The organism is Halorhabdus utahensis DSM 12940 (assembly GCF_000023945.1).
Classification (GTDB): domain Archaea; phylum Halobacteriota; class Halobacteria; order Halobacteriales; family Haloarculaceae; genus Halorhabdus; species Halorhabdus utahensis.
Genome location: NC_013158.1, coordinates 636,274 through 659,962 on the forward strand (window position 1 = coordinate 636,274; position 23,689 = coordinate 659,962).

A 23,689-nucleotide genomic window follows, 5' to 3' on the forward strand; every position below is an offset into this window, starting at 1 on the left:
CGACGCGACCGACCTGCTTCTTGTCGGTATTGTAGGGGCGGCATAGCCCCGACAGTACCCCATTTCCACGACGATCGCACGGCGCTGCAACCACCAGCGACACGACTCCACCCATGACACACAAGCGAACCATGACATCCCAGGATTCACCGACGCCGCGTCCGCGAGCCACGCGCTCACGACCGGCCACGACACGGAGGTATCGACCATGAGCGAACGCGCGTTCCACCAGGACCGCGAGCCGGATCCCTCGACAGATGCTGCCGATGACGAGGACGAAGCCGACGACGCGCGCGAGGTAACGACGGGCGCGGAAGCGGCGATCATCGCTCTCGAAGAGGCCGGCGTCGACATGGCCTTCGGCGTCCAGGGCGGGGCGATCATGCCCGTCTACGACGCCCTCTATGACTCGGACATCGAGCACATCACGATGGCCCACGAGCAGGGCGCGGCCCACGCCGCCGACGCCTACGGCATCGTCTCGGGCGAACCGGGCGTCGCGATGGCGACCTCCGGGCCAGGAGCAACGAACCTCGTGACGGGCATCGCCGACGCCTCGATGGACTCCGATCCGATGATCGCGCTGACCGGCCAGGTCGCGACGGACTTCGTCGGCAACGACGCCTTCCAGGAAGTCGATACGGTGGGGATCACCCAGCCCATCACCAAGAACAACTACTTCGCCGGCGACCCGGACACGCTGGGTGCTGACGTCAGCGAGGCGTTCGCCCTGGCCGAGTCCGGTCGCCAGGGGCCGACGCTGGTCGATCTCCCGAAGGACGCAAGCAAGGCCGAGACCGACGTCCAGCCGGTCTCCCCGGAGACGCCCGATACCTATCACCCGCCGGAGACTGCCGACGAGGCTGTCATCGAGGCCGCGGCCGAAACGATCGAGGACGCCGATCGGCCGGTCATCCTCTCGGGCGGCGGCGTCATCAAGGGCGAAGCCAGCGACGAGTTGCGCGCGTTCGCCCGCAAGTACGACATCCCGGTGATCACGACGATGCCGGGTCTGGGAAGCTTCCCCGAGACGGACGACCTCTCGCTGGGGATGGCGGGGATGCACGGCACCGGCGCGGCAAACCTGGCGATCACGAACACCGATGTGCTGATCGGCGTCGGGACGCGCTTTGACGATCGGTTGACCGGCGGCGTCGACACGTTCGCCCCGGACGCCGAGGTCATCCACGTCGAGATCGATGCCGCCGAGATCAACAAGAACATCTACGCGGATTACCCGCTGCTGGGCGACGCCGAGCGCGTCCTTGAACAGCTTGAGGACGCACTGACCGACGCGCCCGACGCCGACGAGTGGCGCGAGCAGTGCCAGACCTGGAAGGCGGAGTATCCGCTGGACTACGAAGCACCCGAGGACGAGCCGATCAAACCCCAGCACGTCGTCGAGCGCTTCGCCGAGATGGCCGACGACGACGCGATCGTCACCACGGGCGTCGGCCAACACCAGATGTGGGCCTGCCAGTTCTGGACCTACACCGAGCCCCGGACCTGGGTCTCCTCGAATGGCCTTGGGACGATGGGCTACGGCGTCCCCTCGGCCATCGGCGCGAAGCTGGCCGCCCCCGACCGGGAGGTCGTCGCCTTCGACGGCGACGGCTCGTTCCTGATGACGATGCAGGAGTTGTCCGTGGCGGTCCGCGAGGACTTAGACATCACGTACGTCATCCTCAACAACGAGGCGATCGGGATGGTCCGCCAGTGGCAGGACGGCTTCTACGAGGGCCGCCGGATGGCCAGCGAGTATCAGTGGGTGCCGGAGTTCGATCTGCTGGCGGAGTCCTTCGGCGCACGCGGGTTCCGGCTGGAGGACCACGACGAGGTTGAGGAAGTCATCAAGCAGGCCCGCGAGTACGATGGCCCGGCGGTGATCGACGCGATCATCGATCCCGGCGAGAACGTCTATCCGATGGTCCCCAGCGGCGGCGACAACGGACTGTTTGCACTCTCGGAGAAACAACTGGAGGGGCTATAATGAGTAGTGGCGAACTCCCAGGGCCGGCCCCCGACGAGCGAAAGCGACCCGAGGGACGGCGCAACACGCAAGGTATTCGTATCGATCCGGAAGCGGAGGCGACCCACCAGCCCCGGATGGCCGTGCTGTCGGCGCTGGTCGAACACGAGCCCGGCGTCCTCGCCGAAGTGTCGGGGCTGTTCAGTCGCCGGCAGTTCAACATCGAGAGCCTCACCGTCGGACCGACGACCGACGACGACATCGCCCGGATGACGATCGTCATCGAGGAGGCCGAGCCGGGCATCGAGCAAGCCAAGAAGCAACTCGAAAAGCTCGTCCCCACGATCGCCGTCGAGGAACTGAAGCCCGAGGCGATGCGGCGGGAACTCGCCCTCGTGAAGGTTCGCGGCGAGAAGCCCGACGACATCCAGTCCGTCGCGGAGATGTACAACGGCCAGGCCGTCGACGCCTCGACGAACTCCGTGACCGTCGAAATCACGGGCAGCAAGCAGAAGGTCGACGCCGCCGTCGAGGCGTTCAAGCAATTCGAGGTCCAGGAGGTTGTCCGCACCGGCGCGGCGGCGCTGGAACGCGGCGCGGACACCATGGACGCAAACGGCCACCTGAGCGAGGAGTAGTTCGACGACCGAGCACGCCGACACGATAGATTGAACACTGACCCATCCGGAAACGAAGACGACACACTACCGATGACTGACGAATTCGACACGACTGTCTACTACGACGACGACGCGGACGAATCGTATCTCGAAGACGTAACTGTAGCGGTCCTTGGCTTCGGCAGCCAGGGCCACGCCCACGCCCAGAATCTCGACGACAGCGGCGTCGACGTGGTCGTTGGCCTCCCCGAGGGCAACGAGGACCGCCCGGTCGCCGAGGACGCTGGTATGCAGGTCGAGACGCCCCCCGAGGCAGCGGCCGAGGGTGACATCGTCGTGTTGCTCGTGCCCGACAACATCCAGCCGATCGTCTACGACGAGATCGAAGACGCCCTGGAGCCGGGGGACACGCTGCAGTTCGCCCACGGGTTCAACATCCACTACGGCCAGATCGAACCCCCGGAAGGCGTCGACGTGGCGATGGTCGCCCCGAAGTCACCGGGCCACCTGGTCCGACGGACCTACCAGCGCGGTGAAGGTACCCCTGGGCTCGTCGCCGTCTACCAGGACGAGAGTGGCGAGGCCAAGGAACAGGCCCTCGCGTACGCGAAGGCGATCGGCTGTACGCGGGCGGGCGTCATCGAGACGACCTTCCGCGAGGAGACCGAGACCGACCTCTTCGGCGAGCAGGCCGTCCTCTGTGGCGGCGTCACCGAGATGATGAAGGTCGGCTACGAGACCCTGGTCGACGCGGGCTACAGCCCCGAGATGGCCTACTTCGAGGTCCTCAACGAGCTGAAGCTGATCGTCGACCTGGTCTACGAGGGCGGGCTGATGGAAATGTGGAACTCCGTCTCCGATACCGCCGAGTACGGCGGGCTGACCCGCGGGGAGTACGTCATCGACGACTCCGCCCGCGAGGGCATGGAGCAGATCCTCGAAGAGGTCCAGGACGGCACCTTCGCCAAGGAGTGGATCTCCGAGAACCAGACCAACCGGCCCAGCTACAAGCAGCTGCGCGAGGCCGAGCAGAACCACGAAATCGAGGAAGTCGGCGAGCCCCTCCGGGAGCTGTTCTCCTGGGACGAGGCCGCCGAGTGAGCGACTGAGACAATGCAATCACGTTATCGAACGCACACGACAGACAGAGGACGAGTATGAGTCAGGGAACGCTGTACGACAAGGTATGGGACGAGCACAAGGTAACGCAACTCCCCAACGGGCAGGATCAACTGTTCGTCGGGCTGCACCTCATCCACGAGGTCACGAGCCCGCAGGCCTTCGGGATGCTCCGGGAGCGCGATATCGAGGTCGCCCGGCCGGATCTGACCCACGCGACGGTCGATCACATCGTGCCGACGAGCGACCAGTCCCGGCCCTACAGCGATGACGCGGCCGAGGAGATGATGAGCGAGTTGGAGGAGAACGTCCGCGAGGCGGGCATCCAGTTCTCCGATCCGACGACAGGCGATCAGGGCATCGTCCACGTCATCGGCCCGGAGCAGGGCATCACCCAGCCCGGCAAGACCATCGTCTGTGGCGACAGCCACACCTCGACCCACGGTGCCTTCGGCGCGCTGGCCTTCGGCATCGGGACCTCCCAGATCCGGGACGTCCTGGCAACCCAGTGCATCGCCATGGAGAAACAGAAAGTCCGAAAGATCCAGGTCGACGGCGAACTGGGGCCGGGCGTCGAAGCCAAGGACATCATCCTGGAGATCATCCGTCGCCTCGGAACTGATGGTGGCGTCGGCTACGTCTACGAGTACGCCGGCGAGGCCATCGAGAATCTCGACATGGAAGGCCGGATGAGCATCTGCAACATGTCCATCGAGGGCGGCGCTCGCGCGGGCTACGTCAACCCTGACGAGACCACCTTCGAATGGATGCAGAACACCGATTACTTCCAGGAGAATCCCGAGGCCTTCGACGAGCTGAAGCCCTACTGGGAGTCGATCCGGAGCGACGCGGACGCCGAGTACGACGACGTCGTCCACATCGACGCGAGCGAACTGGAGCCGGTCGTCACGTGGGGCACGACGCCGGGCCAGGGCATCGGCATCACCGAGCCGATCCCCCACCCCGAGGACCTGCCTGCGGACAAGCAGGACACCGCGCGTCGCGCCCAGGAGCACATGCGCGTCGAGCCCGGCGAGACGATGGCGGGCTACGACATCGACGTGGTCTTCCTGGGCTCGTGTACGAACGCCCGCCTGCCCGATCTGCGTCGGGCCGCGGACATCGTCGAGGGTCGGGAAGTCGACGACAGCGTCCGGGCGATGGTCGTCCCCGGCAGCCAGCGTGTCCAGCGGGCCGCCGAGGAGGAAGGCCTGGGGGATATTTTCCGCGAGGCCGGCTTCGAGTGGCGCAACGCCGGCTGTTCGATGTGTCTGGGCATGAACGAGGACCAGCTGGAGGGCGACGAGGCCTCCGCGTCCTCCTCGAACCGGAACTTCGTCGGTCGCCAGGGCTCCAAGGACGGGCGGACCGTCCTGATGAACCCCCAGATGGTCGCCGCGGCGGCCGTGACGGGCGAAGTGACTGACGTGCGCGAACTGCCGGAGGTGACCCCCGCATGAGCGAGTTCGATGCGGACATCCCCGAAGTGCGCGAAGTGACGGGAACGGGCGTCCCCATCCGGGGCAACGACATCGACACTGACCAGATCATCCCCGCGCGCTTCATGAAGGTCGTCACCTTCGACGGCCTGGGGCAGTTCGCCTTCTTCGACGTCCGCTACGACGACGAGGACAACCAGAAAGAGCACCCGATGAACGAGGATCGGTTCCGGGACGCCAACGTGATGGTCGTCAACGACAACTTCGGGTGTGGATCCTCGCGAGAACACGCCCCCCAGGCGTTGATGCGCTGGGGGATCGACGCCTTCATCGGCGAGTCCTTCGCCGAAATCTTCGCGGGCAACTGCCTCGCACTCGGGATGCCGACCGTGACGGCCGATCAGGAGACGATCGCCGACCTCCAGGACTGGGTCGAAGAGAACCCGGACGGCGAGATCGACATCGACGTCGAGAGTGAGACCGTTACCTACGGCGGCCAGACCGTCGAGGTCACGGTCGACGACGCACAGCGTCAGGCCCTGGTCGAGGGGATCTGGGACACGACAGCGCTGATGAGTGCCAACGAAAACGAGATCGAGCGGACGGCAACGTCGCTGCCCTACGTCGGGAACACGTAGCTACGGTACCCCGTCGGTACTTCCCAGGGCCGCGTCAAAGAGATCTTCGTCGTCGAGTGCAGCCGCGAGTTCGTCGAGTTCACATTTGATGTCCGCAATCTCCTGTGCAGATTTGTCCGTCTCATTCTCCGAGGCACGTTCACTTCGAGCGCGAGAGAGAGAATAAAATCGAGAGAGGAGCCGGTTGTACCGTGCGCGACGCTGGAGGCGATCGACGGTCGAGCAGATCGTGTCCGTCTCGGCGGCGTGAGTCAGAACCGCATCGGCACGACCCGCATTCGGATCCATGCTCGTGCCGAGTTGGAGTACCTGTGCGTCCGGCGATTGTTCGGTTGTCATCGCCGCCAGGTCATCCAGCGACAGCCCAGCAAACGCCGTGTCGAAGACGACGACAGTGACATTCTCGTCAAGGCTGCGGGTCGTTTCATCCGGCGACGTTGCGGTTCGTGTCGGCCATCGATCCCGAAGAGTAGCCGTCAGTGACGATACGACGTCTTCATCGGGAGAACTGACCAGCACGGCCTGGATCGGGGCCATGATATCGATGGTTTCTGTGGGGGCGAATAAAAATGATCGGCTTCCGGCCCGCGAAAGTCGACGGCAAGACGAGACTGCAGTACGTGGCGGGCGTCAGCCCAGGTCCGGGTCTGCCCGGACAGTCGCCTCGAACAGTGGTGAGAGCGTCTCGAAGACGCGCTCCGGATGACCGTGGGCGTCGATATGATAGTGGGCTGCCACCCCGGATTCGTTCACGCGTGTCGTGAGGACGTGGAGGAAGCGACTGAGCGTCTCTTCGGATTCGAATTGCAGCAGGTCCGTCAGCGAATCGATACAGACAGCGACGGTCTCGTTACTGTCGCTGTCGAGTTGGTTCGTGATCTCCTTGCCGATATCGCGGAGGTCGACCTCCGGGACTTCCACGACATCGACGAGTGCGCCGTTCTGGCCGCCGAACCCGTCAGCGGACATGGCGGCCGAACGACCCCCGTGGGAGACGTCGATGAAGGTCAGTTCGGTCGTCATCGGATTGATCGCGTTGCCCCATTCCGCCATGCGACCGCCGGGCGACGACGCGACGGTGACACCCACGATCCGGTCAGGGATCCCGCAGCGCGTCAGCAACTCCTGGCAGCACTCCTCTTTGGAGGTGCTGATCTCGGGAGAGATACACAGCACGTTCGAGGCCTCTTCCAGCGATTCATCGGCGTCAAAGACATCGAAGCTCACGTCGGGTCACTCCCCTGAAGTGCAATGCTCGGTTGACTCATCTGTGTTACCTACGTCCGATTACAATATTAACAATTAAGTAAGTTACGGGAGAAGCCAAATTATCGAGGTTTGCCAGTCGATAGCACCCATACCTGAAAAGGACCGTACTACCGGAATTATACATTTAAATTTTCCATGTATTGTATTAAATAATTTTGTATTAGATGATTTTAGAAATATATTTTATACAATGGAATAAAGGTTGAGTTGGCTATGAGCCACTCAGAATCGGAGGAAACGAGCTTCCTGGCACAGCACCCACGAATGATCGGCGTCCTGTTCATGCTCCTCGTTCTGCTGACGCAGATGGGGGCGGCGGCGGCAGGCAACGCATCGGTGACATTTGGCCCTTAATCAATCTGAAAGTCGTCACTCCAAGTTAGTTCGTCATTGATAAATATTGGATAGTCTTCTCTAGAGAGGAACTCATCAAATTCATGCTTAGACATTTCCATCTCTTCGATTCTTGTGGGGTTTATATAATCATATCCAAATGATTTTGAATGCCAGCTCCGCAATCCACCAATAGAAAGAGATGGTGACGGATAGCCCTGTATGCTAAACATTATCGGTGTGCGTGTATTTCCCTCAATTTCGATATAGTATGGGGCCCCCGACTGACTTTCCACGATATTCGAATACCCATCACCGACGACCATATACCGTTTGGCTAGTTGTTCATCTTTTTCCAAAAATGACCGGGCTGTCGCGATCGAAAATCCGGAATTCAGTAACCGCGCTAGCGTCTTCCCGATGCTCGTCGCCGTCGGATTCGGAATGTTCGCGAGGGTGACGATCCCACCGACGGCACCGGCGTCAACGAGCGCACGACCTTGCACGTAGGACTGGCAGGCGTTGAGAAGAAAGCCGCTGATGTTTACCGACGACAGCGATCGGACATCCAGATAGCCGTCGCTGCATTTGAACCCCTCGTCGTCGACGTGGCCGATATAGTGGAGGAAGTCAGTGTCGCGCTGGAAGACGTCAGCGAGTTCGCCCTGCGTGAGGTCCGAGTGGATCGTGACGTCGAAGTCGATCCAGTCGCGTGTTCCGTAGACGTCCGAAACGGCAGTCTCGTCGCTCATCGCTTCCTCGTTGACGATGACGTCGACCCGGACCCGGCCGGACTCGACTGGTTCGTACTCCAGGCGGCGACGGAACATCTCGGGCGTCATCTTGGTCGCACCCAGGGGAATCCCGTCGCCGACAAACGTATGCATCAGGCTGTCAGTGGGATCCGGCCGGAAGACCCGCTCTGCGACCTCGGATTCACCCGACGAGGTCCCCGAACGCACGTCGGCAGCGCCACGAAGTAACACCGGTTCGTCCGGCATCGCCGGGCCGTCACGGAAGAACGATTCGACGTCCGGCGAGGCCTCCGAGAGGTCCTCCGGCTCGATGTCGTCGTCGCCCGTCGCCCGGATGAGGGCGAGGTCAGACGAGAGGAACGGCAACACTCGAGCGTTCTCCGGTTCGGGCTGGACGTCGGCAGTCAGCTTCCACTCCGGCGTGGCTGGTTCGACAGTCTCAAACGGGACATCCAGATAGGCCAGAGTCCGCTCGGCCAGCGGGAGGTCGTACAACCGCTGGAAATCCAGGTCAGTGCGGGCTTCGAGCACCGATCGCTCGTGGAGATCAACGTTGTACAGCCCCTCGGTCCGGACCACACAATCGAGCGTGAACACGTGCTTGAGAATCTGTGCGATCCGCTGTTCGTAGCCATCGGGCCCAACGAGCGGAACAGTCTCCCCATCGAGATGGAGCCGAGCCCGATCGCCGGGAACGAGATCCGCATCGAGATAGTACGATAGCGGCGCGGCCGGCAAGATGCGATCCCAGCGGGGTGGCAATTCGATCGACAGCGACGCCGGAGACAGCCGAGCACCACCAGGTGCGGAAAACTCCTCGCCGAACTCCACCAGCGGGGGATGACCGCGCAACGTGGGAAACGACCGCTCCGGTGACGTGGTCTTCAGCGCACCACGGAACTGTGAAATCGCCTTCATGACGTCATGTGGGCTCTCCGTCGTCGTGATCGTCCGTGCCGGCTGTTCGTGATACGATCGCAAGCCGACGACCACGTCGGACTCTCCCGACGTCGAAAATTCGACGAGATCACCCGTCGCATCGACGGTCGCTGGCCCGTCGATTCCGAGATAGAGTTTGAGCTGGACGGAGGAAAACTCGACGACGTATCGCCCGTCGGGAAGTGATACCTGATCGCCCCCCGTACACTGCTCGACGAGGTCGAACTCTCCATCTCTGATCCAGACGCCCACGAGATACGGCGTCCGAATCACGTCAGTATCGATCGACACTGCGCCGTCGACTGGCACCGGCAGCGCGTCCTTCGGTGCCGGGTCCGTCTCCACCGGATCGGGAGTCAGAAAAGTGAACTGCCCTCCGTCGATCGGATCGACGACCTGAATACCGGTTGGTGCAGCCAGCGGTTCGAACCGCGGCGTCGAGGACAGTGGTAGTGTTTCCATGGATGAGATGTTTCGTCGCGATTGACCCGACTCTGTGTGTAAGACACGTCGACAGCGGCAAAAAGCGTTCTGGAGGGGGAACAGTTCACCCGAATACTGCGTCGAACGGCCCCGAAAACCGCACTTGGAGGGAGTCTGACCGGAGATGCCCGCGACCGTGAGAGGATGGCTTCGTCGATTCTCTTCAACGGGACGAGTCCACTGCCAGGTCAATCGGCAACCGCTCACTGAAAGCAGCGATAGAGCACTGTCTGCCGGACCCGAACGCTCAAGTGTCGATGGGGCAACCACTCCGGCAGTGCTCTATCGCCCTTCGACACTGTCGGCGGCCGACCAGGGTGCCTTCGAGGAACACGCAGACGCCTGTCGTGAGCGGATGCTCGACCACGTCGAGACGCTGGTCGAAAGAGTACCGCCGCCGGGGGCGCGCCCGGTCTACGAACTGGCGTTCTCTCCGAGCGAGGCACTCCCAAAGCGCGACCGTCGCCCGAAGCTGGACACGGTGATACTGATCGAGGCGGTCGCAGAGGCGCTCGATCTGCCGGCGTCCGATCGTGACAGGGTCGTTCGGATGACGATACTCACGCAGGAATACTTCGATATCGTCGACGACATCGTCGACGGAGACGTCGCCGAGGGGCGGACCGCGGAAGCGCTGATCGTCTCACAGCTGCTGGTGGCGCTCACCGTCGAAGCGGCGAGCCGACTCGGTCCTGACGCTGTAGCGTACTGGAGTTACCACGCACAGACGGTGCTCTGTGCGCCGTTCGTGGAAGCCCGGAAGACTCCGGGAGCGGAGACGTATCTGGAACTCCTCGACCGCCAGGCTGGACTCTATGCGGTGTGTACCGGCGTGGCGGCGGTCGTCGCCGGGGCCGACGACAGCGTTGTCGAGCGCTACGAACGCATCGGCGCGACGGTGTGCAAACACCGACAGGTCGTGCTGGACTACGAACAGACGGGCGACGGCACCTGGAACGCCGGCCAGCTGTTCGACGAGACGACCCTCGTCGAGACGCTTGCTCGCTTCGAGCAGACGGTGACGGACCTCGTCAGCGACCTACCGGACCGGCCGGCAGGCCACATCCGTGGGCTGGTCGCACTGGACGTGCCACGGTGGCGCGAGGCCGTCGAAAAGATGGTGGATGAAAATCCGAGCGATCGGTGACGCCGATCACCAGACGCCCAGACGGGCGTACTCTTCGTCGCGATCTTTGCGCCGCCGGATGTCGGCGGCTATCTCTTCGAAGTCGCACCCCTCACGTCCCATTGCAGTCATTGTTCGTATACCTCAATCGTGCAATCAGCCCAAACATATATAATAGTTTGGGGAATGGGCTGACAGAATCAGTTCGCCCCAGTCCGCAGACTCTTACTTGTAGAGGCTTCGACCGGCGCTGCCCGAGACTTCCGCGAGGCCGGCATAGACTTCGGCGATACGCTCGCGGACGTCGCGGCCGCCGACACGGGGATCGAAGCGGTCCTTGTTGGGCGACCAGTCGACGTCGTTGAAGAACGAATCCCGCTGGTCCTCGACGCCCTCCGGCGGGACGATGTCGTTCGGTTCCTCCCGGTAGAGGTCATAGAGGGTCCGCGTGTACTCGTACTGGTAGCGGGTGTCCTTGTTGACCTTGCAGATCCCGCGATTCATGAAGTCAGACAGCTGATCCGGCTGGAGGCCCGAAGAGCCGTGCAGGACCAGCGGCGTGTCCAGCCCGTGGTCCGAGAGGGCCTCCTTGATATCCGTCGCGAGATCGGGTTTGAGATCGAGGTCCTTCCCTTTGGCGACGCCGTGTTGGGTTCCGACGGAGATCGCCAGCAGGTCACAGCCCGTCCGGTCGACGAACTCGACAGCCTGTTCGGGGTCGGTGTAGAAGGCCTCCTCGGCGACGATCTCGTCCTCGACACCCTTGATCTGGCCGAGTTCGGCCTCGACGAGGATCTCCTCGTCGGCCTGCTCGGTCTTTTCGACGACCTTCTTCGAGCGGGCGACGTTCTCCTCGAAGTCCTCGTGGGAGGCGTCGATCATGATCGAGGAGGGGATGGCCGTCTCGACCTGCATGTCGATGAAGTCCATGTCCGTCTGGTGGTCCATGTTGAGGAAGACGCCGATGTCGTACTGCTCGGCGATGGTGTCGATATACGTCCCCATCGAGCGCAGGCCCGCCTCGGCGTCGCCGTTGCCCGCAAAGCGGCAGGCACCGGCGCTCATCTGGATGAGCAGGTCCGAATCGGCCTGGTCGGCTCCCTCCATGAGCCCCATCATCGTGTTCGGTTCCGCGACGTTACTCGCGACGAGTCCGAACCCTCCGTCGAGAGCCTCGTCGTACACGTTTCCGAGTTCGTCTCCGCCGTAAAACGGCATCAGTAGGTCACCGAGTCGTCGTTTCGGTGCCGTCGTAATAACGTATGCGGAATTTCCTGCCGACTGATTTTACTCGCGACCCCACTCGCTCACTCCCGGACGGTGACGCTCACGCTCGCATCGACCAGACGCGAACCTCGTCCATCGTCGCTTCGGGATCGAGTTCGTGGACGCTCGGCCCCTTGACGCTGACGAGTTGGGCCGAGGTCGCGACCCCGGCACGGAGCGCACGTTCGTCGTCCCAGCCCTGCTCGTAGGCCCACAGCACGGCGGCGAACATCGAGTCGCCGGCACCGATGGTGTCGACCACGTCGACGTCGAGCGGCGGCGCATACAGCGTCTCCTCGGGCGTAACCAGTACCGCCCCGTCGCCGCCCATCGACGCGATGACGCGCTCGTAGCCCCGCTCCTGAAGTTGGCGGGCCGCCTCCGCACAGTCGTCGATGGTCTCGACCTCGATCCCGGTCGCGGCCGTCAGTTCCTCGCGGTTGGGCTTGCAGTATTCGTACTCCCCGTCGAGTTCGATCATCAGTTCGCCGTGAACGTCGAGGGCCGTGTCCCAGTCGCCGGCCGACGCGATCCGATCGACGTCAGCAGCGTCCATCTCCGGCGGCAGGCTGCCGCCGATATTGATCACCGATGGGTCGTGATCCTGCAACGTTTCGATCAGTTCGTCGACGGCGTCTCGGTCAGCCGACGGGCCGGACTGATTGATGTGGTACTCGCTTTCGGGCGTCAGCAGTGTCGTATTGATCCGGGTTTCGCCGTCGACCTCGACGAAATCGGTCGGCACGTCGTACTCGACGAGATCCTGCTCGATGAAGTAGCCGGTGAAGCCGCCGATGAAACCCGTTGCAACTGTTTCCGTCCCCAAAGCGGAGACGAACTGTGATACGTTGATGCCGTTCCCGCCAGAGTTGAACTGTGCGTCTGTACTTCGCTGGACGGTATCGGCTTGAACCTCTTCGTCCATCTCGATCGTCTGATCGACCGCCGGATTCGGTGTGACTGTCAGTATCATGGTAATCTCCTCCGGGCCGTCGGCGTGCCGACAGTCCCGTTTTCCCTCTGAGCGTTGCACTACTCCGTCTTAAGAAGGTCGGTCTCGACGTGCCGAGTGCGATTGCCGGCCCGCAAGCCGCCAGGGAGGCACTATCAGCCGTTCAAAGCTGTTCGAGAACGGCGTCGGTGAACGTCTCGGTAGAGGCGTCCCCACCGAGGTCAGGGGTCCGCGGTCCGTCTTCGAGCACGGTCTCGACGGCGTTGCGGACACGCTGGCCGTCCTCGTCGTAGCCGAAGTACTCGAGCATCATGGCGGCCGAGAGGATCATCGCCGACGGGTTGGCAACCCCCTCACCGGCGATGTCGGGGGCCGAGCCATGGACGGGTTCGAACAGCGCGTTGTCGTCGCCGACGTTGGCGCTCGGAAGCATGCCGAGCCCACCGACGAGTCCCGCTGCGAGGTCCGAGAGCACGTCGCCCGCGAGGTTCGGCGTCACGATCACGTCGTAATCCTCGGGGTGCAAGACGAGGTGCATCGCCAGCGCGTCGATCAGCGCCTCGTCGTATTCGACATCCATCTCCTCGGCGACCTCGGCGGCGGTGTCGACGAACAGCCCGTCGGTCTTTCGCATCACGTTGGCCTTGTGGGCGACAGTGATCCGGTCGGCGTCGTGCTCGTCGGCGTACTCGAAGCCGTACTCGGCGATCTTCCGGGACGCATCCTCGGTGATGAGTCGCGTCAACGTTGCGACGTCATCGGTAAGGTCGGATTCGAAGCCGGCGTAGACGCCCTGGGTGTTCTCCCGGACGAAAACCAGATCGGTCTCGGGTTTGACGGCGTCGACACCGGGGTACGCGCGAGCCGGCCGGATGTTGGCGAAGGACTCGACGTCCTGGCGGAGCGGGAGGATGATGTCGGCCGCAAGCTCCCCCGCGGCACCGAACAGCGTCGCGTCGGCCTCGCGGGCGAGTTCACGCGTTTCTTCAGGCAGGGGCGTGCCCTCACGTTCGTAGACGGCGTTGCCCGCGCGTCCCTCGACGAACTCGAAATCACGATCGAGCGCTTCGAGGACGTCGATGGCCGCGGGGAGCACTTCCTGACCGATGCCGTCGCCCGGAATGGCGGCGATCTGTTTCGTCATGGCGATAGATCCCACAGGCGGGGAAAAGAGGGTATCGATATGCCTGAGCGATAGGTCGAAGACGGCGTGTCCCAACGGGAGGGCGAACGCGTCGGTTCCCGGCTACTGAACGTCAGCCAGTTCGTCGGCGATACCCGTATACGATGCCGGCGTCAAGGCTTCGAGTTCATCCCTGACCGCCGGATCGACATCAAGATCCGCAAACAGCGCTTCGAAGTCTGCCATCGTGATCGACTCACCGCGGGTGTGTTCTTTGACGCGCTCGTAGGCGTCGGTGTAGCCCTCCCGCCGGAGAATTGTCTGGACGGCCTCGCCGATGACGGCGGGGGTCGCCTCGAGGTCCTCGCGCATGACTGTCTCGTTGGGGACGACCTTTCCGAGTCCCCGCTGGAGTTTTTCGTAGCCGATCAGACAGTGAGCGAGCGCGCCGCCGATGTTGCGCTTGACCGTCGAGTCGGAGAGGTCACGCTGGAGTCGGGAGTTGGTGACGTACCCCGCCAGAAAGTCCAGATCGCTGTTGGCCTTCGAGAGGTTGCCCTCGCTGTTCTCGAAGTCGATCGGGTTGACCTTGTGGGGCATCGTCGAGGAACCGGTCTCACCGTCGACGGATCGCTGGCCGAGATAGCGATCCGAGACGTACAGCCAGGCGTCGAGGTCGAGGTCAAGCAAGATCCGGTTCGCGCCCTGGAGTGCGCCGAACAGCGTCGCGAGATCATCGCACGGGTTGACCTGCGTCGTGAGTGGTTCGTGGTCGAGCCCGAGCGAGTCGACGAACCCCAGCGCGAAGGCCGGCCAGTCGACGTCGGGATAGGCCGCATGGTGGGCGGCATAGGTCCCCGACGCCCCGGCGAGTTTCCCGGAGAGCCCATCCGTCGCCCACTGAATTCGCCCGAGTGCACGGCCGAGTCGCGAGGCGTAGACGGCCATCTCCTTGCCGAAGGTCGTCGGCGTGGCCGGCTGGCCGTGGGTCCGGGCGAGCATCGGCGTGTCCCGATAGGTCTGGGCAAGTTCGACCAGGGCGTCCCGGACGTCCCGCAGGGCAGGCAGGAGGACGTCCTCGACAGCAGGCTTCACCAGGATTCGCTGGGCCAGGTTGTTGACGTCCTCGCTCGTGAGCCCAAAGTGCAGCCACTGTTCGGCGTCGAGATCGGCGGGGAGTCGCTCCCGGAGGAAGTACTCGACGGCCTTGACGTCGTGGTTGGTCGCGTCGTACGTCTCGGTCCCTTCGGTTTCGATCTGTTTGACCAGTGCGGCGTCCTCGTCGTCGAAGTCCTCGTAGACGGCCCGAAGTGTCGCGCGCTGGTCGTCGTCGATTTCGAGGGGCGTCGCGTCGAGGTCGGCGAGCGCGAGCAGGTACTCGACTTCCACGCGAACGCGGGCGCGGATCAGTCCCGATTCGCTGGCGTAGGGTACCAGCGGGTCGGTGTAGCGGGCGTAGCGGCCATCGAGCGGCGAGACCGCTGACAGCGGATCGCGATCAGTCATGTCCCTGGCTCGGTGCAGGCGGCGAAAAAACTTGCCGGTCGGCCGGCAGCGACCGAACCGTGATTAGGTGTTCGCGCGGTGCTGGCCGTGCATGACACCGACGACGAACACGACGACGGCGAAGACGAGCATCGACGGCAGTACCATCATCAGCGTCGTCTCGGCCGTCATCCCGATCGGTGCCACGATCAGTCCACCAGTGCCTGCGGCGATAACTGCGAGGATGATCCCCACAGCCACCGGCAAGGAGAGTTCACGATCCATAGGGGATACTTGGACTCAACCATCAAAAGGTCAGGGCTGTGGGCGCGAAGTTTCGAGCCGTGGGCCGGCCGTCACCGGGAATCGTTTTCGGTGGCGTTCCGAGATCCCCAGATGCGTTTGTCCGCGACCAGTTCGACGGTGAGATCGGCCTCGACGGTCACCTGACAGGACAGGCGGGGGTAGCCAAACCGGGCTGCCAGCCGGTCGTGCCAGTGCTTCGGCGGCGGCCCATCACGCAACCGCACGCCACAGGTCGCACAGAGCCCACGGCCGCCGCAGTTCGCTGACGCTGTCAGCCGTGTGTACGGCGAGAATCCCTGTTCGAGGAGTCCGTCACGAAGTATCCGGCCGCGCGTGACTGATACCTCGGTCCGAGTCTCGCCGTCAAAGACCGTCACAGTCACTGTGTCGTTTTCTCCTGTTTCGGCCGTCGATTCGTCACTCATCAGCAGTGTCTGGTGGTATGGACGGCGGTGCCTGTTTCCACGTGGTCAGTTCCGTCGCGCGATTGGTCGACGTGGCCCCAAAACTCGAAAGGAGACATGCTCACAGGTAGGACCTGGATCACCAAACGCGTTTGGCTCGTTGCTGTGTGGCCCATGTCGTTGCAGTAGCGGACCACGAGTACGACAGCTATCCCTCTGATCGTGGTCGTCAGGTCGCGTTCGGGGCGTCACGGCAACCCGTCAGGCCACGACTGAGAACGACAGCTTGAAATTCAGTGTGTTCATTCGTTTAGATGCCGCAGCCAATCGCACACGCGACCGCTCGGTTCCGGTTTGGCACGTGTTGGTGCTGGCAAACGCACCTGAGTGACCGCCGGTGTGACCATACCGAGGCATGGTCGTCCAGGCTATCGTGGTGGGGTGGCAGAGCGGCCCATTGCGCCGGTCTTGAAAACCGGTGGCGCAAGCCTCCTGGGTTCAAATCCCAGCCCCACCGCTTCTGCGCGAACGAACGTGAGCGCGGAGCGGTGCAACTGGATTTGAATCACGGCAGACGCGCGCAGCGAAGCGAGCACGTCTGGCATCGGGTTCAAATCCCAGCCCCACCGTACTTTTGTCGCGAGCAAAACCGCGAGCGATAAATACGTCAACTGGGATTTGAATTAGAGAAGGTGGAGCGCGAGTGGAGCGAGCGACCACCTTCGCGTGGTTCAAATCCCAGCCCCACCGCTTCTGCGCGAACGAACGTGAGCGCGGAGCGGTGCAACTGGATTTGAAGCCGACAAGTCGCAGCCCGCGCAACGAAGTGAGCAGGACCGTCTTGGCTCGGTTCAAATCCCAGCCCCACCGTCGGATTCCGTTCGTCATCCGACGAGCGCTGTCTCGCTTCGCTCGACAGGACACCGTATTTTACTGCGAACTATCCGTGAGCAGCAAATGCGACAAGTTGGGATTTGCATCACGCCAGACGCGCACAGCCGAGCGAGCATTTTCGTGCGCAGATACCGGTCAACGTGGAGAGCCGGCGGAAGAATCGTTTGACGGGGCCGGTATGCATTTCCATCGGTGCCTCATGCGTCCGGTATGGATGCTCAGGTCAGGGACCACGCATCCCAGCACGACGCGATCGCCGACCTCCCGCTGGTCACGGAATCCGCTCGCGTGACGCGGGTCACGAAGATGGATCAGGACCGGCGGCCGGAGGTCACGCGGGCGATCAATCGCTGGGTCGCCGAGTCCGCTCCGGAATACAGCCCGATCGAGGGGCCGGCCGACTGGGATGGCTTGCGCGAACGCCTCGTCGCCGACGGGCATCAGCCCGTGGCCCGACGCGTGGCGACGCTGGCAGAGCGATACGATCGGCCGAAGCCGATGCTCGCCCGCGTCGAGTTGGCCACCGAGTCCGATGTCGATTTCGTCGCCGGTCAGTACATCGGACTCCGTTACGATGGAACGTCACGGGCGTATTCGCTTTCGAGTTCGCCTACCCGCGACACCCTCGAGATCTGCGTGCGGCGGGTACCGGGCGGGCGGTTGTCACCTCGGATCTGTGACGATATCGCCGTCGGCGACGAGGTGACTGTCCGCGGTCCGTACGGGGACCTCGTCCTGGCAGATTCCTCGCCACGGGACATTGTCTTTCTCGCGACGGGTACCGGCGTGGCCCCGTTCAAGAGCATGATCGACTACCTGTTCGAGACCGCGCGCGACGAGTACGACGGAGAGCGACGCGACGTGTGGTTGTTCCTCGGCGCGGCGTGGGCCGACGACCTGCCGTACCGGGCGGCGTTCCGAAGACTGGCCCGCGAGCGCGACAATTTTCACTTCGTGCCCTGTCTCAGCCGGGAGCCGTATCTCAGCGACTGGGACGGCGAGACGGATTACGTCCAGCACGCCCTGCTCAAGCACATCGACCAGACGAAAGTCGCGACGCCGGTGGGGGCGCTCCTCGACAAACGGATCGAAGACGGCCCAGATTCGAACGAGTCCTCATCGATCGATCCCGACAACGTCGACGTCTACGCCTGCGGGATCAACGCGATGGTGTACAGTCTCGTTGCGGCCGTCGAACGATTGGGTATCCCGGAGAAGCGGATCGAATCCGAAGGCTTCGGATGAATCGTCACTCGCCGGCGAGGCCCGTCATCGGGGACGCGCCAGCGACGATCGCCCCTGACGAGAGGATCGCGGCCGAGAGCGTCACGAAGTCCGGACTCGGACTATCCACTGCCAGATTCGCCCCGACGTCCACGATGAACACCGTGACAAAGAAACTCAGGATCGCGAACACCAGCATGACCAGTGCCGCGATCAGGCCCGCTACCAGTCCACCGAAGGAATCGAGTATTGCCATGGTTAATATCCCAAAACAACCGTCACATGGAACATGGAAAAAATGAGGGGTTGTTCCATCACGATAGTTTTCATTGCAATCACACTCTCTTCCCACGGGGATCCTTCCCGTCGTCCGGATTAGCAGAACCATCAGTAACTTTCGACGCAATGCCTAACCCGGTCGCTCCCGTCTGGATCGACATGACCGAATACACCACCGTTTCGATCCCGAAAGAACTCGCAGACCGCGTCGAACATACGATCGAGGGGACAAGTTTCTCCTCGACGAGCGACCTCGTCCGGTTTCTGCTCCGAAGCATCGTCATCCAGCACCAGCGCTCGGGGGAGCTCACCGAGGCAGAGTTCGAAGAGATCGCCACCCAGCTGCAGGACCTCGGTTACTTGGAGGAGTAGATATCAGTCCAGGTGCTCTTCCGGTGGTTCAACGTCGAGCACCCGAAGCTCACGCGGCGAACTGTCGCGGTCGAAGACGGCAATCGAATCGCGATTCCACGGTGGGACGGCCACGAACACGACCGCGTGGAAGTCGTCCGACTGGGCGGGCTCGAGTCGTCCCTCAGGGTGGGACAGAAATCGCCCCTGGGTCTGTCCCGCGGGCGTGCCCAAATCGACGCCGAAGACGAAGTTTATGGAACTGCCGGCATCCGGGAGGTAGAGATGGGTGAACACGGGCGTCTCTGGCGGAAGGTCGAGCGCCGAGAAATCGCCAGCGGCTGTCACTGACAGCGAGATCGTGACCGGATCGGGTGCGCGCTCGGCCGCCTGCTCTAAGAGGACGTCGATCAGTCCCGCAGTAGCGTAGATCGGATCCGTTGTCCCCGGAGCAGTCATCCGAATACGAGGTCCTTTGCTGCGTCGAAATACAGCGCCGGCGTCCGGCGTCGTGCCCCGTCTACCGCGTCGGCAAGTGCGTCGTCGGCGTCCGACCGGAGCGGTTCGCCATGGCCGACGAGGATGCGCTCCGGACTGAATTCCCGGAGTCGGCGGGGCGGTCTGAGACGGAGCATCGGGTGGATCCCGATGCGTTCGCGACCCGTGCGGAAATACGACGCCGTCCCGACCGCTTCGGGAATCACGAGCGTCCCGTCGTCTTCGTCGTACAGCGCGGCTTCCTGCCAGAATCGCGAATCCTTGATCGGGTAGACAGTATACGTGTCCGCCAGCGTCGTCCCGAAGCGTTCGACCGGTGCAGTCATCGCTTCGGCCACGCCGTCCATCCACTCCGGGATGTACACCGGCACGTCGTGTCTGAGTGCGACCGCATCGGTGTCCCGCTTGTGGCGGTCGAGAAGGACGACGACGCCCGCGACATCGCCGAGGTCGGCGAGATGCTCGTCGAGTCCGTCGGCGTCGACGGGGTCGACGACCCACACGTCACCATCGACAACCAGCGCGTGACTCGCCCGTTGCATCGACTCCTCGGGATGGGCGATCCAGGTCGTGCCGCCGTCCCAGCGGTCGTCTGGGTCGAACGTCGCCTGGCTCGTGGACTTCAGTGGCATACCTGATGGTACGGGCTCTGCGGGTATAAACCGTCAGCCTGCGGACAACCATGCGGCCGAACGGGCCATCGCTCACCGGCAAGCGTCCCCCGCGGCCGGTCAGGACAGCCGGTCCGTGTCGATCTCGATGCCTGGCGGCGTCACGACGAGGAAGCCACGAAAGTGCATCAAACTCCCACCCGCATCACGGATGTCTCGGGCGAAGCCAGCGGCCCGTTCGTTGACGTCACCCTCGACGTTCAACACGAGGATCGCGCCGTCATCGACGAGATCGACCCACTCTCCCTCGGGCGTCGTTCCGTCGAGAACATCCAGGACAACACGGCCGTCCGGCGACCCGTCGTCCGCGTCCGGCAACTCTGATTCGACGGCTCCCAGATCCAGGTCGAATTCGCCCATGTCCCTCTGTGGGTGAGCGGACGGTAAAAATCCACGCGCTCACGACAGGGCAGTGTTCAGATAAGCACCGAGCAAAGAGTTTGTTTCTGCTGGCTTTTCAGCCGGGTCCTGGCGGCCTGCGAAAATCGAAGATTTTCGGGCGACCAGAAGACTGCGTCTTCTGGTAAAATGAAAGGGCGATCCACGCGTGGCGGCGCAGCCGCCACGGTTTGCGGAGGTCGGCGACGCCGACCTCCCTTTTCGGGAACCCCGACGAAGCAAGCACTGCAGGCCGCAACGCGGCCGAAGCGCGTGGTCCGAAAGAGCGAAGCTCTTTCGTCATCTCGGAAATCTCCGATTTCCGGCGACAGCGAGGCGCGGGACCGAAACTGGATCGCCCTTTCAGGGCAGTCTCACTCTGGTTAGATCCTTATCTGAACACTACCCACGACAGCGCGTGACTCTTCGTCCAGAGGCGACGGACACGTTTTCGAAATGCCGGGAGGGCTCTTGCGGTTCGAGGTGGTCCCTGCTCACGAAATCAGTCCGACCGATGTCTCATCTGAAAAGACTATCGTTACAGCGCTGCCGACCGGCAGCGACGCGAAGATCTATGCGCGGACGACGTTGGTCGCGCGGGGCCCCTTCTCGGCCTGCTCGATGTCGAATTCGATATCCTGTCCCTCTTCGAGATCCGGGCCCGAAACGTCCTCCATGTGGAAGAAAACGTCGTCGTCCGCGTCCGCAGTCTCGATGAAACCGTACCCGCCAGTGTCGTGGAAGAAATCTACTTTTCCGTTTGCCATTGCAAACAAATGTACAATTGTAGCGGGCATAACCCTTCCGAGAGTGACGATACCACGAGGGTTGGGGTGGATCACTCCAGCAGCGACGCAACGTCCTGCTCGTAACATTGCTGACAGACGTACCACTCGAGGACGCCGTCCTCAGTGTTCGTGTGCACGAGAAGATGAACAGTGCTATCGAACGGAAACTCCCCGTCACAGACTGCACACGTCTCGGTTGCCATCCCAACCCATGTGATACAATACCACAGTATTTATAACTACGTCATGGACTGAAAGTGAAAGATCGTGATCAGAATCTGACGATTAGGCGAACAGAACTCACCGACCGAGATCCAATCTGGACGGTAAACGGACGTGTACTCGCTGGTTTTCACAGGGGCACAGACGACCGGTCGATCGATGGAAGCCGGTCGCTTCTCCGGCCTCGCCCGATGGAGGCCGCACGCATCTACGCCTTACGCCGACTGCAGCACCTCGACGAGTCGATCGACGTCCGGGATGTCGCCTTCCGTCTGTATCTCGCCGTCGACGGCGACGGCCGGCGTGTGCATCACACCGCGGTCGATGATCTCCATTTGGTCCTCGACTTTCTCGACAGTCGCATCGATAGCGTCGAGTTGATCGAGTGCTTGCGTGACGTGCTGTTCGGTCTTCTTACACCTGGCACAACCAGGGCCGATGACTTCGATTTTCATGGGTCGTGTTGTTGGTTCGTATGGTGATTCGATAGCGATAGCTCAGACGATCAGCAGGCCCCAAATCAGCCCAGCAACGGTGGCCGCGAGGGCGACGAGTCCGACGTAAAGCGCCGTCCGCTTGGTGCCGATGGTCTTCCAGATCACCAGCATGTTCGGCAGCGACAGCGACGGGCCGGCAAGTAGCAACGCGAGCGCGGGGCCGTCAGCCATCAGACCGTTCGTGTACCCGAACAGCGAGCCGACGATGGGTACTTCCAGCAGCGTCGGCATGTACAGGATCGCGCCGATGACCGCGCCCAGGCCGGCCGACAGCACCGTCGTCTCGCCGAAGATCCCCTTCGTGAGCAATCCAGGCGCGACCTGGTGGGCGACGAACGTCTCGCCGCCTCGCGTGATCGTCTCTAAGGGCCCCATCCCCTGGACGATCGCTGCGATCGCGCCGATGATGCCGATGACGAACGTGCCCACGAGCAACAACGGAAAGATCGTCCGCGTGAAGAACCACGTTTCCTGCAGCCACTCGTCGATCACGTCCCGATCGAATTCGGCCCACAGAAGGTAGCCGAGTGTGGCGAACAGCGGCGCGAGCACCGGTGCTTTGACCGCCCAGGTGAGCAAGCCGGTGGCGGCGATCAGGAGGATCGCGACCTGACTCCCGAAAAAGCCGCCCGTCACCCACAGCGGCCGCTCGCGCTCGGTTCGCTCACCCCCGTCAGTCATCGCGGGTTGTCCCTCCGGAGTCTCGCGATCGTCGCCACTCCCGAAGACGAAGGCCATCGTGAGGCCGATCGCCCCGGCCATCGTGACCGCGAAGAACGCTCGCGCGCCCCCGAGCGGGAGGCTGAGCGCACTCGCGGTGAACACGACGGCGAGGACGTTGATCGCCGGCCCCGAGAACAGAAAGGCCGTCGCCGGGCCGATCCCCGCGCCTTTCTTGTAGAGGCCGGCGAACATCGGGAGGATCGTGCAGCTACACACCGCCAGCGCCACGCCCGATACGGACGCGATCGAATAGGCGTGCAGTTTCGGGGCGTCCGCGCTCAGGTACTTCGTGACGAAGTGATCCGACAAGACGGCCGAGATCCCGCCGGCGATGAAGAAGGCGGGCACCAGACACGTGATGACATGCAACGTCAGGTACGACAGCGTCTCGTCGATCCCCGCTCGGAGTATCTCGAAGAGGAGTGTCACCAGCGCCACTGTGTGACCACCATTTCAAACAAATCTAAAACGCAGGGAGACATATAGCTATCGGTTTCAAATGCTATTGAAACAGATTCGGGAGTCTGCTCACTCGCTCGTCTCGAGTCTCTCGGTTGGGACCTCGTCGAGCAGTTCTATGACTCGCCGTTCGATCTCGTCGCGGATCGCGGCGACCTTCCCGGGCGGTTTGTCGTCAGGATCTTCGAGGCCCCAGTCGCGGCTGTCGCCGCTCCAGGTCGCCGGACAGACGCCCTCGGCCGAACACCCCATCGTGATGACGTGGTCAGTGTCTGCGGTCTCTTCGAGCGTGGTTTCGCGGGGCTTCCGATCCGAGAGATCGAACCCGATTTCGCCCATCGCCTCGACCACTTCCTCGTGGACGTAATCCGCTGGTCGGGTCCCGCCCGTGACGATCAACAGCTGTTCGTCAAGACCTCGCGCGTCCAGTTCTCACTTCACGAACGCGTAGGCCATCTGTGAGCGACCGGCGTTCTGGA

At 62.8% G+C, this 23,689-nt stretch carries 27 protein-coding genes and 1 tRNA gene; 10 read left to right on the top strand and 18 right to left on the bottom strand.

The features are described 5' to 3' along the window. The first annotated feature begins 208 nt into the window (after positions 1-208). The 5 genes from ilvB to leuD all read left to right on the top strand — a co-directional run bounded on the left by ilvB (position 209) and on the right by leuD (position 5,785). Positions 209-1,990, top strand: coding sequence for a biosynthetic-type acetolactate synthase large subunit (ilvB, locus tag HUTA_RS03135; RefSeq protein ID WP_015788406.1), 1,782 nt, complete (start codon positions 209-211; stop codon positions 1,988-1,990). Beyond that, positions 1,990-2,607, top strand: coding sequence for an acetolactate synthase small subunit (gene ilvN / locus HUTA_RS03140; protein ID WP_015788407.1), 618 nt, complete (start codon positions 1,990-1,992; stop codon positions 2,605-2,607). The genes ilvB and ilvN overlap by 1 nt, the downstream gene beginning before the upstream one ends. Positions 2,608-2,679: 72 nt before the next feature. Beyond that, on the top strand, positions 2,680-3,690 hold the full coding sequence (ilvC, locus tag HUTA_RS03145) for a ketol-acid reductoisomerase (RefSeq protein WP_015788408.1): 1,011 nt from the start codon (positions 2,680-2,682) through the stop codon (positions 3,688-3,690). Positions 3,691-3,746: 56 nt separating this feature from the next. Continuing rightward, on the top strand, positions 3,747-5,168 hold the full coding sequence (leuC, locus tag HUTA_RS03150; protein WP_015788409.1) for a 3-isopropylmalate dehydratase large subunit: 1,422 nt from the start codon (positions 3,747-3,749) through the stop codon (positions 5,166-5,168). Further along, a complete protein-coding gene (gene leuD, locus HUTA_RS03155; protein ID WP_015788410.1) occupies positions 5,165-5,785 on the top strand; it encodes a 3-isopropylmalate dehydratase small subunit in 621 nt (206 codons plus the stop codon). Before leuC ends, leuD begins: the two co-directional genes overlap by 4 nt. On the opposite strand, the gene HUTA_RS03160 is transcribed toward leuD, so the two are convergent. Beyond that, a complete protein-coding gene (locus HUTA_RS03160) occupies positions 5,786-6,322 on the bottom strand; it encodes a hypothetical protein (protein WP_015788411.1) in 537 nt (178 codons plus the stop codon). A 93-nt stretch (positions 6,323-6,415) separates the two neighbouring features. Next, complete coding sequence (locus HUTA_RS03165; protein WP_015788412.1) at positions 6,416-7,012, bottom strand: DUF7504 family protein; 597 nt, start codon at positions 7,010-7,012, stop codon at positions 6,416-6,418. 255 nt (positions 7,013-7,267) lie between these two features. Here HUTA_RS03165 and HUTA_RS15495 point away from each other — a divergent pair, with 255 nt between their 5' ends. Then, the gene (locus HUTA_RS15495; protein ID WP_015788413.1) at positions 7,268-7,408 is read left to right on the top strand and encodes a DUF7503 family protein; all 141 of its coding nucleotides are present in this window, start codon (positions 7,268-7,270) and stop codon (positions 7,406-7,408) included. On the opposite strand, the gene HUTA_RS03170 is transcribed toward HUTA_RS15495, so the two are convergent. After that, complete coding sequence (locus tag HUTA_RS03170; RefSeq protein WP_015788414.1) at positions 7,405-9,543, bottom strand: hypothetical protein; 2,139 nt, start codon at positions 9,541-9,543, stop codon at positions 7,405-7,407. The two genes, HUTA_RS15495 and HUTA_RS03170, sit on opposite strands and share 4 nt — an antisense overlap. Positions 9,544-9,841: 298 nt before the next feature. Between HUTA_RS03170 and HUTA_RS03175 the strand changes: the two genes are divergently transcribed. Then, a complete protein-coding gene (locus tag HUTA_RS03175; RefSeq protein WP_015788415.1) occupies positions 9,842-10,711 on the top strand; it encodes a hypothetical protein in 870 nt (289 codons plus the stop codon). 204 nt (positions 10,712-10,915) lie between these two features. Here the strand turns inward: HUTA_RS03175 and fba are convergent, their stop codons facing one another. From fba to HUTA_RS03205, 6 genes are all read right to left on the bottom strand, one after another. Beyond that, on the bottom strand, positions 10,916-11,908 hold the full coding sequence (gene fba / locus HUTA_RS03180; protein ID WP_015788416.1) for a class II fructose-bisphosphate aldolase: 993 nt from the start codon (positions 11,906-11,908) through the stop codon (positions 10,916-10,918). Positions 11,909-12,017: 109 nt separating this feature from the next. Continuing rightward, on the bottom strand, positions 12,018-12,929 hold the full coding sequence (gene pfkB / locus HUTA_RS03185) for a 1-phosphofructokinase (protein WP_015788417.1): 912 nt from the start codon (positions 12,927-12,929) through the stop codon (positions 12,018-12,020). A gap of 142 nt (positions 12,930-13,071) precedes the next feature. Next, a complete protein-coding gene (locus HUTA_RS03190; RefSeq protein ID WP_015788418.1) occupies positions 13,072-14,052 on the bottom strand; it encodes an isocitrate/isopropylmalate dehydrogenase family protein in 981 nt (326 codons plus the stop codon). A 102-nt stretch (positions 14,053-14,154) separates the two neighbouring features. Further along, positions 14,155-15,537 carry an adenylosuccinate lyase gene (purB, locus tag HUTA_RS03195; protein WP_015788419.1) on the bottom strand — a complete coding sequence of 461 codons (1,383 nt, stop codon included), beginning with the start codon at positions 15,535-15,537 and terminating at the stop codon, positions 14,155-14,157. A gap of 63 nt (positions 15,538-15,600) precedes the next feature. Beyond that, complete coding sequence (locus tag HUTA_RS03200; protein ID WP_015788420.1) at positions 15,601-15,801, bottom strand: DUF7333 family protein; 201 nt, start codon at positions 15,799-15,801, stop codon at positions 15,601-15,603. Between the two features lie 71 nt (positions 15,802-15,872). Next, entirely contained in the window at positions 15,873-16,247 is a 375-nt protein-coding gene (locus HUTA_RS03205; protein WP_015788421.1) for a 2Fe-2S iron-sulfur cluster-binding protein, read from the bottom strand. A 414-nt stretch (positions 16,248-16,661) separates the two neighbouring features. On the opposite strand from HUTA_RS03205, the gene HUTA_RS03210 reads away from it, so the two are divergent. Continuing rightward, positions 16,662-16,743, top strand: a tRNA-Ser gene (locus tag HUTA_RS03210). A 587-nt stretch (positions 16,744-17,330) separates the two neighbouring features. Beyond that, a complete protein-coding gene (locus tag HUTA_RS03215; RefSeq protein ID WP_015788422.1) occupies positions 17,331-18,365 on the top strand; it encodes a ferredoxin--NADP reductase in 1,035 nt (344 codons plus the stop codon). A gap of 4 nt (positions 18,366-18,369) precedes the next feature. Here the strand turns inward: HUTA_RS03215 and HUTA_RS03220 are convergent, their stop codons facing one another. After that, positions 18,370-18,600: a hypothetical protein gene (locus HUTA_RS03220; RefSeq protein ID WP_015788423.1), complete on the bottom strand. Its 231-nt coding sequence runs from the start codon at positions 18,598-18,600 to the stop codon at positions 18,370-18,372. A 182-nt stretch (positions 18,601-18,782) separates the two neighbouring features. On the opposite strand from HUTA_RS03220, the gene HUTA_RS03225 reads away from it, so the two are divergent. Next, positions 18,783-18,995 (top strand): ribbon-helix-helix domain-containing protein, encoded by a 213-nt coding sequence (locus HUTA_RS03225; protein ID WP_049941403.1) that lies wholly within the window; start codon positions 18,783-18,785, stop codon positions 18,993-18,995. A gap of 3 nt (positions 18,996-18,998) precedes the next feature. On the opposite strand, the gene HUTA_RS03230 is transcribed toward HUTA_RS03225, so the two are convergent. From HUTA_RS03230 to HUTA_RS03260, 8 genes are all read right to left on the bottom strand, one after another. Then, complete coding sequence (locus HUTA_RS03230; protein WP_015788425.1) at positions 18,999-19,433, bottom strand: hypothetical protein; 435 nt, start codon at positions 19,431-19,433, stop codon at positions 18,999-19,001. Continuing rightward, a complete protein-coding gene (locus tag HUTA_RS03235; protein WP_015788426.1) occupies positions 19,430-20,104 on the bottom strand; it encodes a hypothetical protein in 675 nt (224 codons plus the stop codon). The genes HUTA_RS03230 and HUTA_RS03235 overlap by 4 nt, the downstream gene beginning before the upstream one ends. 99 nt (positions 20,105-20,203) lie before the next feature. Further along, positions 20,204-20,503 (bottom strand): DUF5779 family protein, encoded by a 300-nt coding sequence (locus HUTA_RS03240; RefSeq protein ID WP_015788427.1) that lies wholly within the window; start codon positions 20,501-20,503, stop codon positions 20,204-20,206. 590 nt (positions 20,504-21,093) lie between these two features. Next, complete coding sequence (locus HUTA_RS03245; protein ID WP_015788428.1) at positions 21,094-21,288, bottom strand: cold-shock protein; 195 nt, start codon at positions 21,286-21,288, stop codon at positions 21,094-21,096. A 71-nt stretch (positions 21,289-21,359) separates the two neighbouring features. Next, on the bottom strand, positions 21,360-21,512 hold the full coding sequence (locus HUTA_RS15500) for a hypothetical protein (protein WP_015788429.1): 153 nt from the start codon (positions 21,510-21,512) through the stop codon (positions 21,360-21,362). 234 nt (positions 21,513-21,746) lie between these two features. Next, the gene (locus tag HUTA_RS03250) at positions 21,747-21,986 is read right to left on the bottom strand and encodes a thioredoxin family protein (protein ID WP_015788430.1); all 240 of its coding nucleotides are present in this window, start codon (positions 21,984-21,986) and stop codon (positions 21,747-21,749) included. A gap of 42 nt (positions 21,987-22,028) precedes the next feature. Next, complete coding sequence (locus tag HUTA_RS03255) at positions 22,029-23,189, bottom strand: permease (RefSeq protein ID WP_015788431.1); 1,161 nt, start codon at positions 23,187-23,189, stop codon at positions 22,029-22,031. A 90-nt stretch (positions 23,190-23,279) separates the two neighbouring features. Then, positions 23,280-23,639, bottom strand: a complete 360-nt coding sequence (locus tag HUTA_RS03260) for an arsenate reductase/protein-tyrosine-phosphatase family protein (protein WP_245529157.1) — start codon at positions 23,637-23,639, stop codon at positions 23,280-23,282. Between the last annotated feature and the right edge of the window lie 50 nt (positions 23,640-23,689).

Excerpts from the sequence above, each read along its gene's own strand:
- HUTA_RS03245 (WP_015788428.1), bottom strand. The coding sequence starts at position 21,288 with ATGGCAAACGGAAAAGTAGATTTCTTCCACGACACTGGCGGGTACGGT.
- HUTA_RS03220 (WP_015788423.1), bottom strand. The coding sequence starts at position 18,600 with ATGGCAATACTCGATTCCTTCGGTGGACTGGTAGCGGGCCTGATCGCG.
- HUTA_RS03240 (WP_015788427.1), bottom strand. The coding sequence starts at position 20,503 with ATGGGCGAATTCGACCTGGATCTGGGAGCCGTCGAATCAGAGTTGCCG.
- HUTA_RS03200 (WP_015788420.1), bottom strand. The coding sequence starts at position 15,801 with ATGGATCGTGAACTCTCCTTGCCGGTGGCTGTGGGGATCATCCTCGCA.
- HUTA_RS03205 (WP_015788421.1), bottom strand. The coding sequence starts at position 16,247 with ATGAGTGACGAATCGACGGCCGAAACAGGAGAAAACGACACAGTGACT.
- HUTA_RS03235 (WP_015788426.1), bottom strand. The coding sequence starts at position 20,104 with ATGCCACTGAAGTCCACGAGCCAGGCGACGTTCGACCCAGACGACCGC.
- purB (WP_015788419.1), bottom strand. The coding sequence starts at position 15,537 with ATGACTGATCGCGATCCGCTGTCAGCGGTCTCGCCGCTCGATGGCCGC.
- ilvN (WP_015788407.1), top strand. The coding sequence starts at position 1,990 with ATGAGTAGTGGCGAACTCCCAGGGCCGGCCCCCGACGAGCGAAAGCGA.
- HUTA_RS03250 (WP_015788430.1), bottom strand. The coding sequence starts at position 21,986 with ATGAAAATCGAAGTCATCGGCCCTGGTTGTGCCAGGTGTAAGAAGACC.
- HUTA_RS15500 (WP_015788429.1), bottom strand. The coding sequence starts at position 21,512 with ATGGCAACCGAGACGTGTGCAGTCTGTGACGGGGAGTTTCCGTTCGAT.
- ilvC (WP_015788408.1), top strand. The coding sequence starts at position 2,680 with ATGACTGACGAATTCGACACGACTGTCTACTACGACGACGACGCGGAC.
- ilvB (WP_015788406.1), top strand. The coding sequence starts at position 209 with ATGAGCGAACGCGCGTTCCACCAGGACCGCGAGCCGGATCCCTCGACA.
- HUTA_RS03225 (WP_049941403.1), top strand. The coding sequence starts at position 18,783 with ATGACCGAATACACCACCGTTTCGATCCCGAAAGAACTCGCAGACCGC.
- HUTA_RS03170 (WP_015788414.1), bottom strand. The coding sequence starts at position 9,543 with ATGGAAACACTACCACTGTCCTCGACGCCGCGGTTCGAACCGCTGGCT.
- leuC (WP_015788409.1), top strand. The coding sequence starts at position 3,747 with ATGAGTCAGGGAACGCTGTACGACAAGGTATGGGACGAGCACAAGGTA.
- HUTA_RS15495 (WP_015788413.1), top strand. The coding sequence starts at position 7,268 with ATGAGCCACTCAGAATCGGAGGAAACGAGCTTCCTGGCACAGCACCCA.
- HUTA_RS03215 (WP_015788422.1), top strand. The coding sequence starts at position 17,331 with ATGGATGCTCAGGTCAGGGACCACGCATCCCAGCACGACGCGATCGCC.
- HUTA_RS03230 (WP_015788425.1), bottom strand. The coding sequence starts at position 19,433 with ATGACTGCTCCGGGGACAACGGATCCGATCTACGCTACTGCGGGACTG.
- leuD (WP_015788410.1), top strand. The coding sequence starts at position 5,165 with ATGAGCGAGTTCGATGCGGACATCCCCGAAGTGCGCGAAGTGACGGGA.
- pfkB (WP_015788417.1), bottom strand. The coding sequence starts at position 12,929 with ATGATACTGACAGTCACACCGAATCCGGCGGTCGATCAGACGATCGAG.
- HUTA_RS03160 (WP_015788411.1), bottom strand. The coding sequence starts at position 6,322 with ATGGCCCCGATCCAGGCCGTGCTGGTCAGTTCTCCCGATGAAGACGTC.
- HUTA_RS03190 (WP_015788418.1), bottom strand. The coding sequence starts at position 14,052 with ATGACGAAACAGATCGCCGCCATTCCGGGCGACGGCATCGGTCAGGAA.
- fba (WP_015788416.1), bottom strand. The coding sequence starts at position 11,908 with ATGCCGTTTTACGGCGGAGACGAACTCGGAAACGTGTACGACGAGGCT.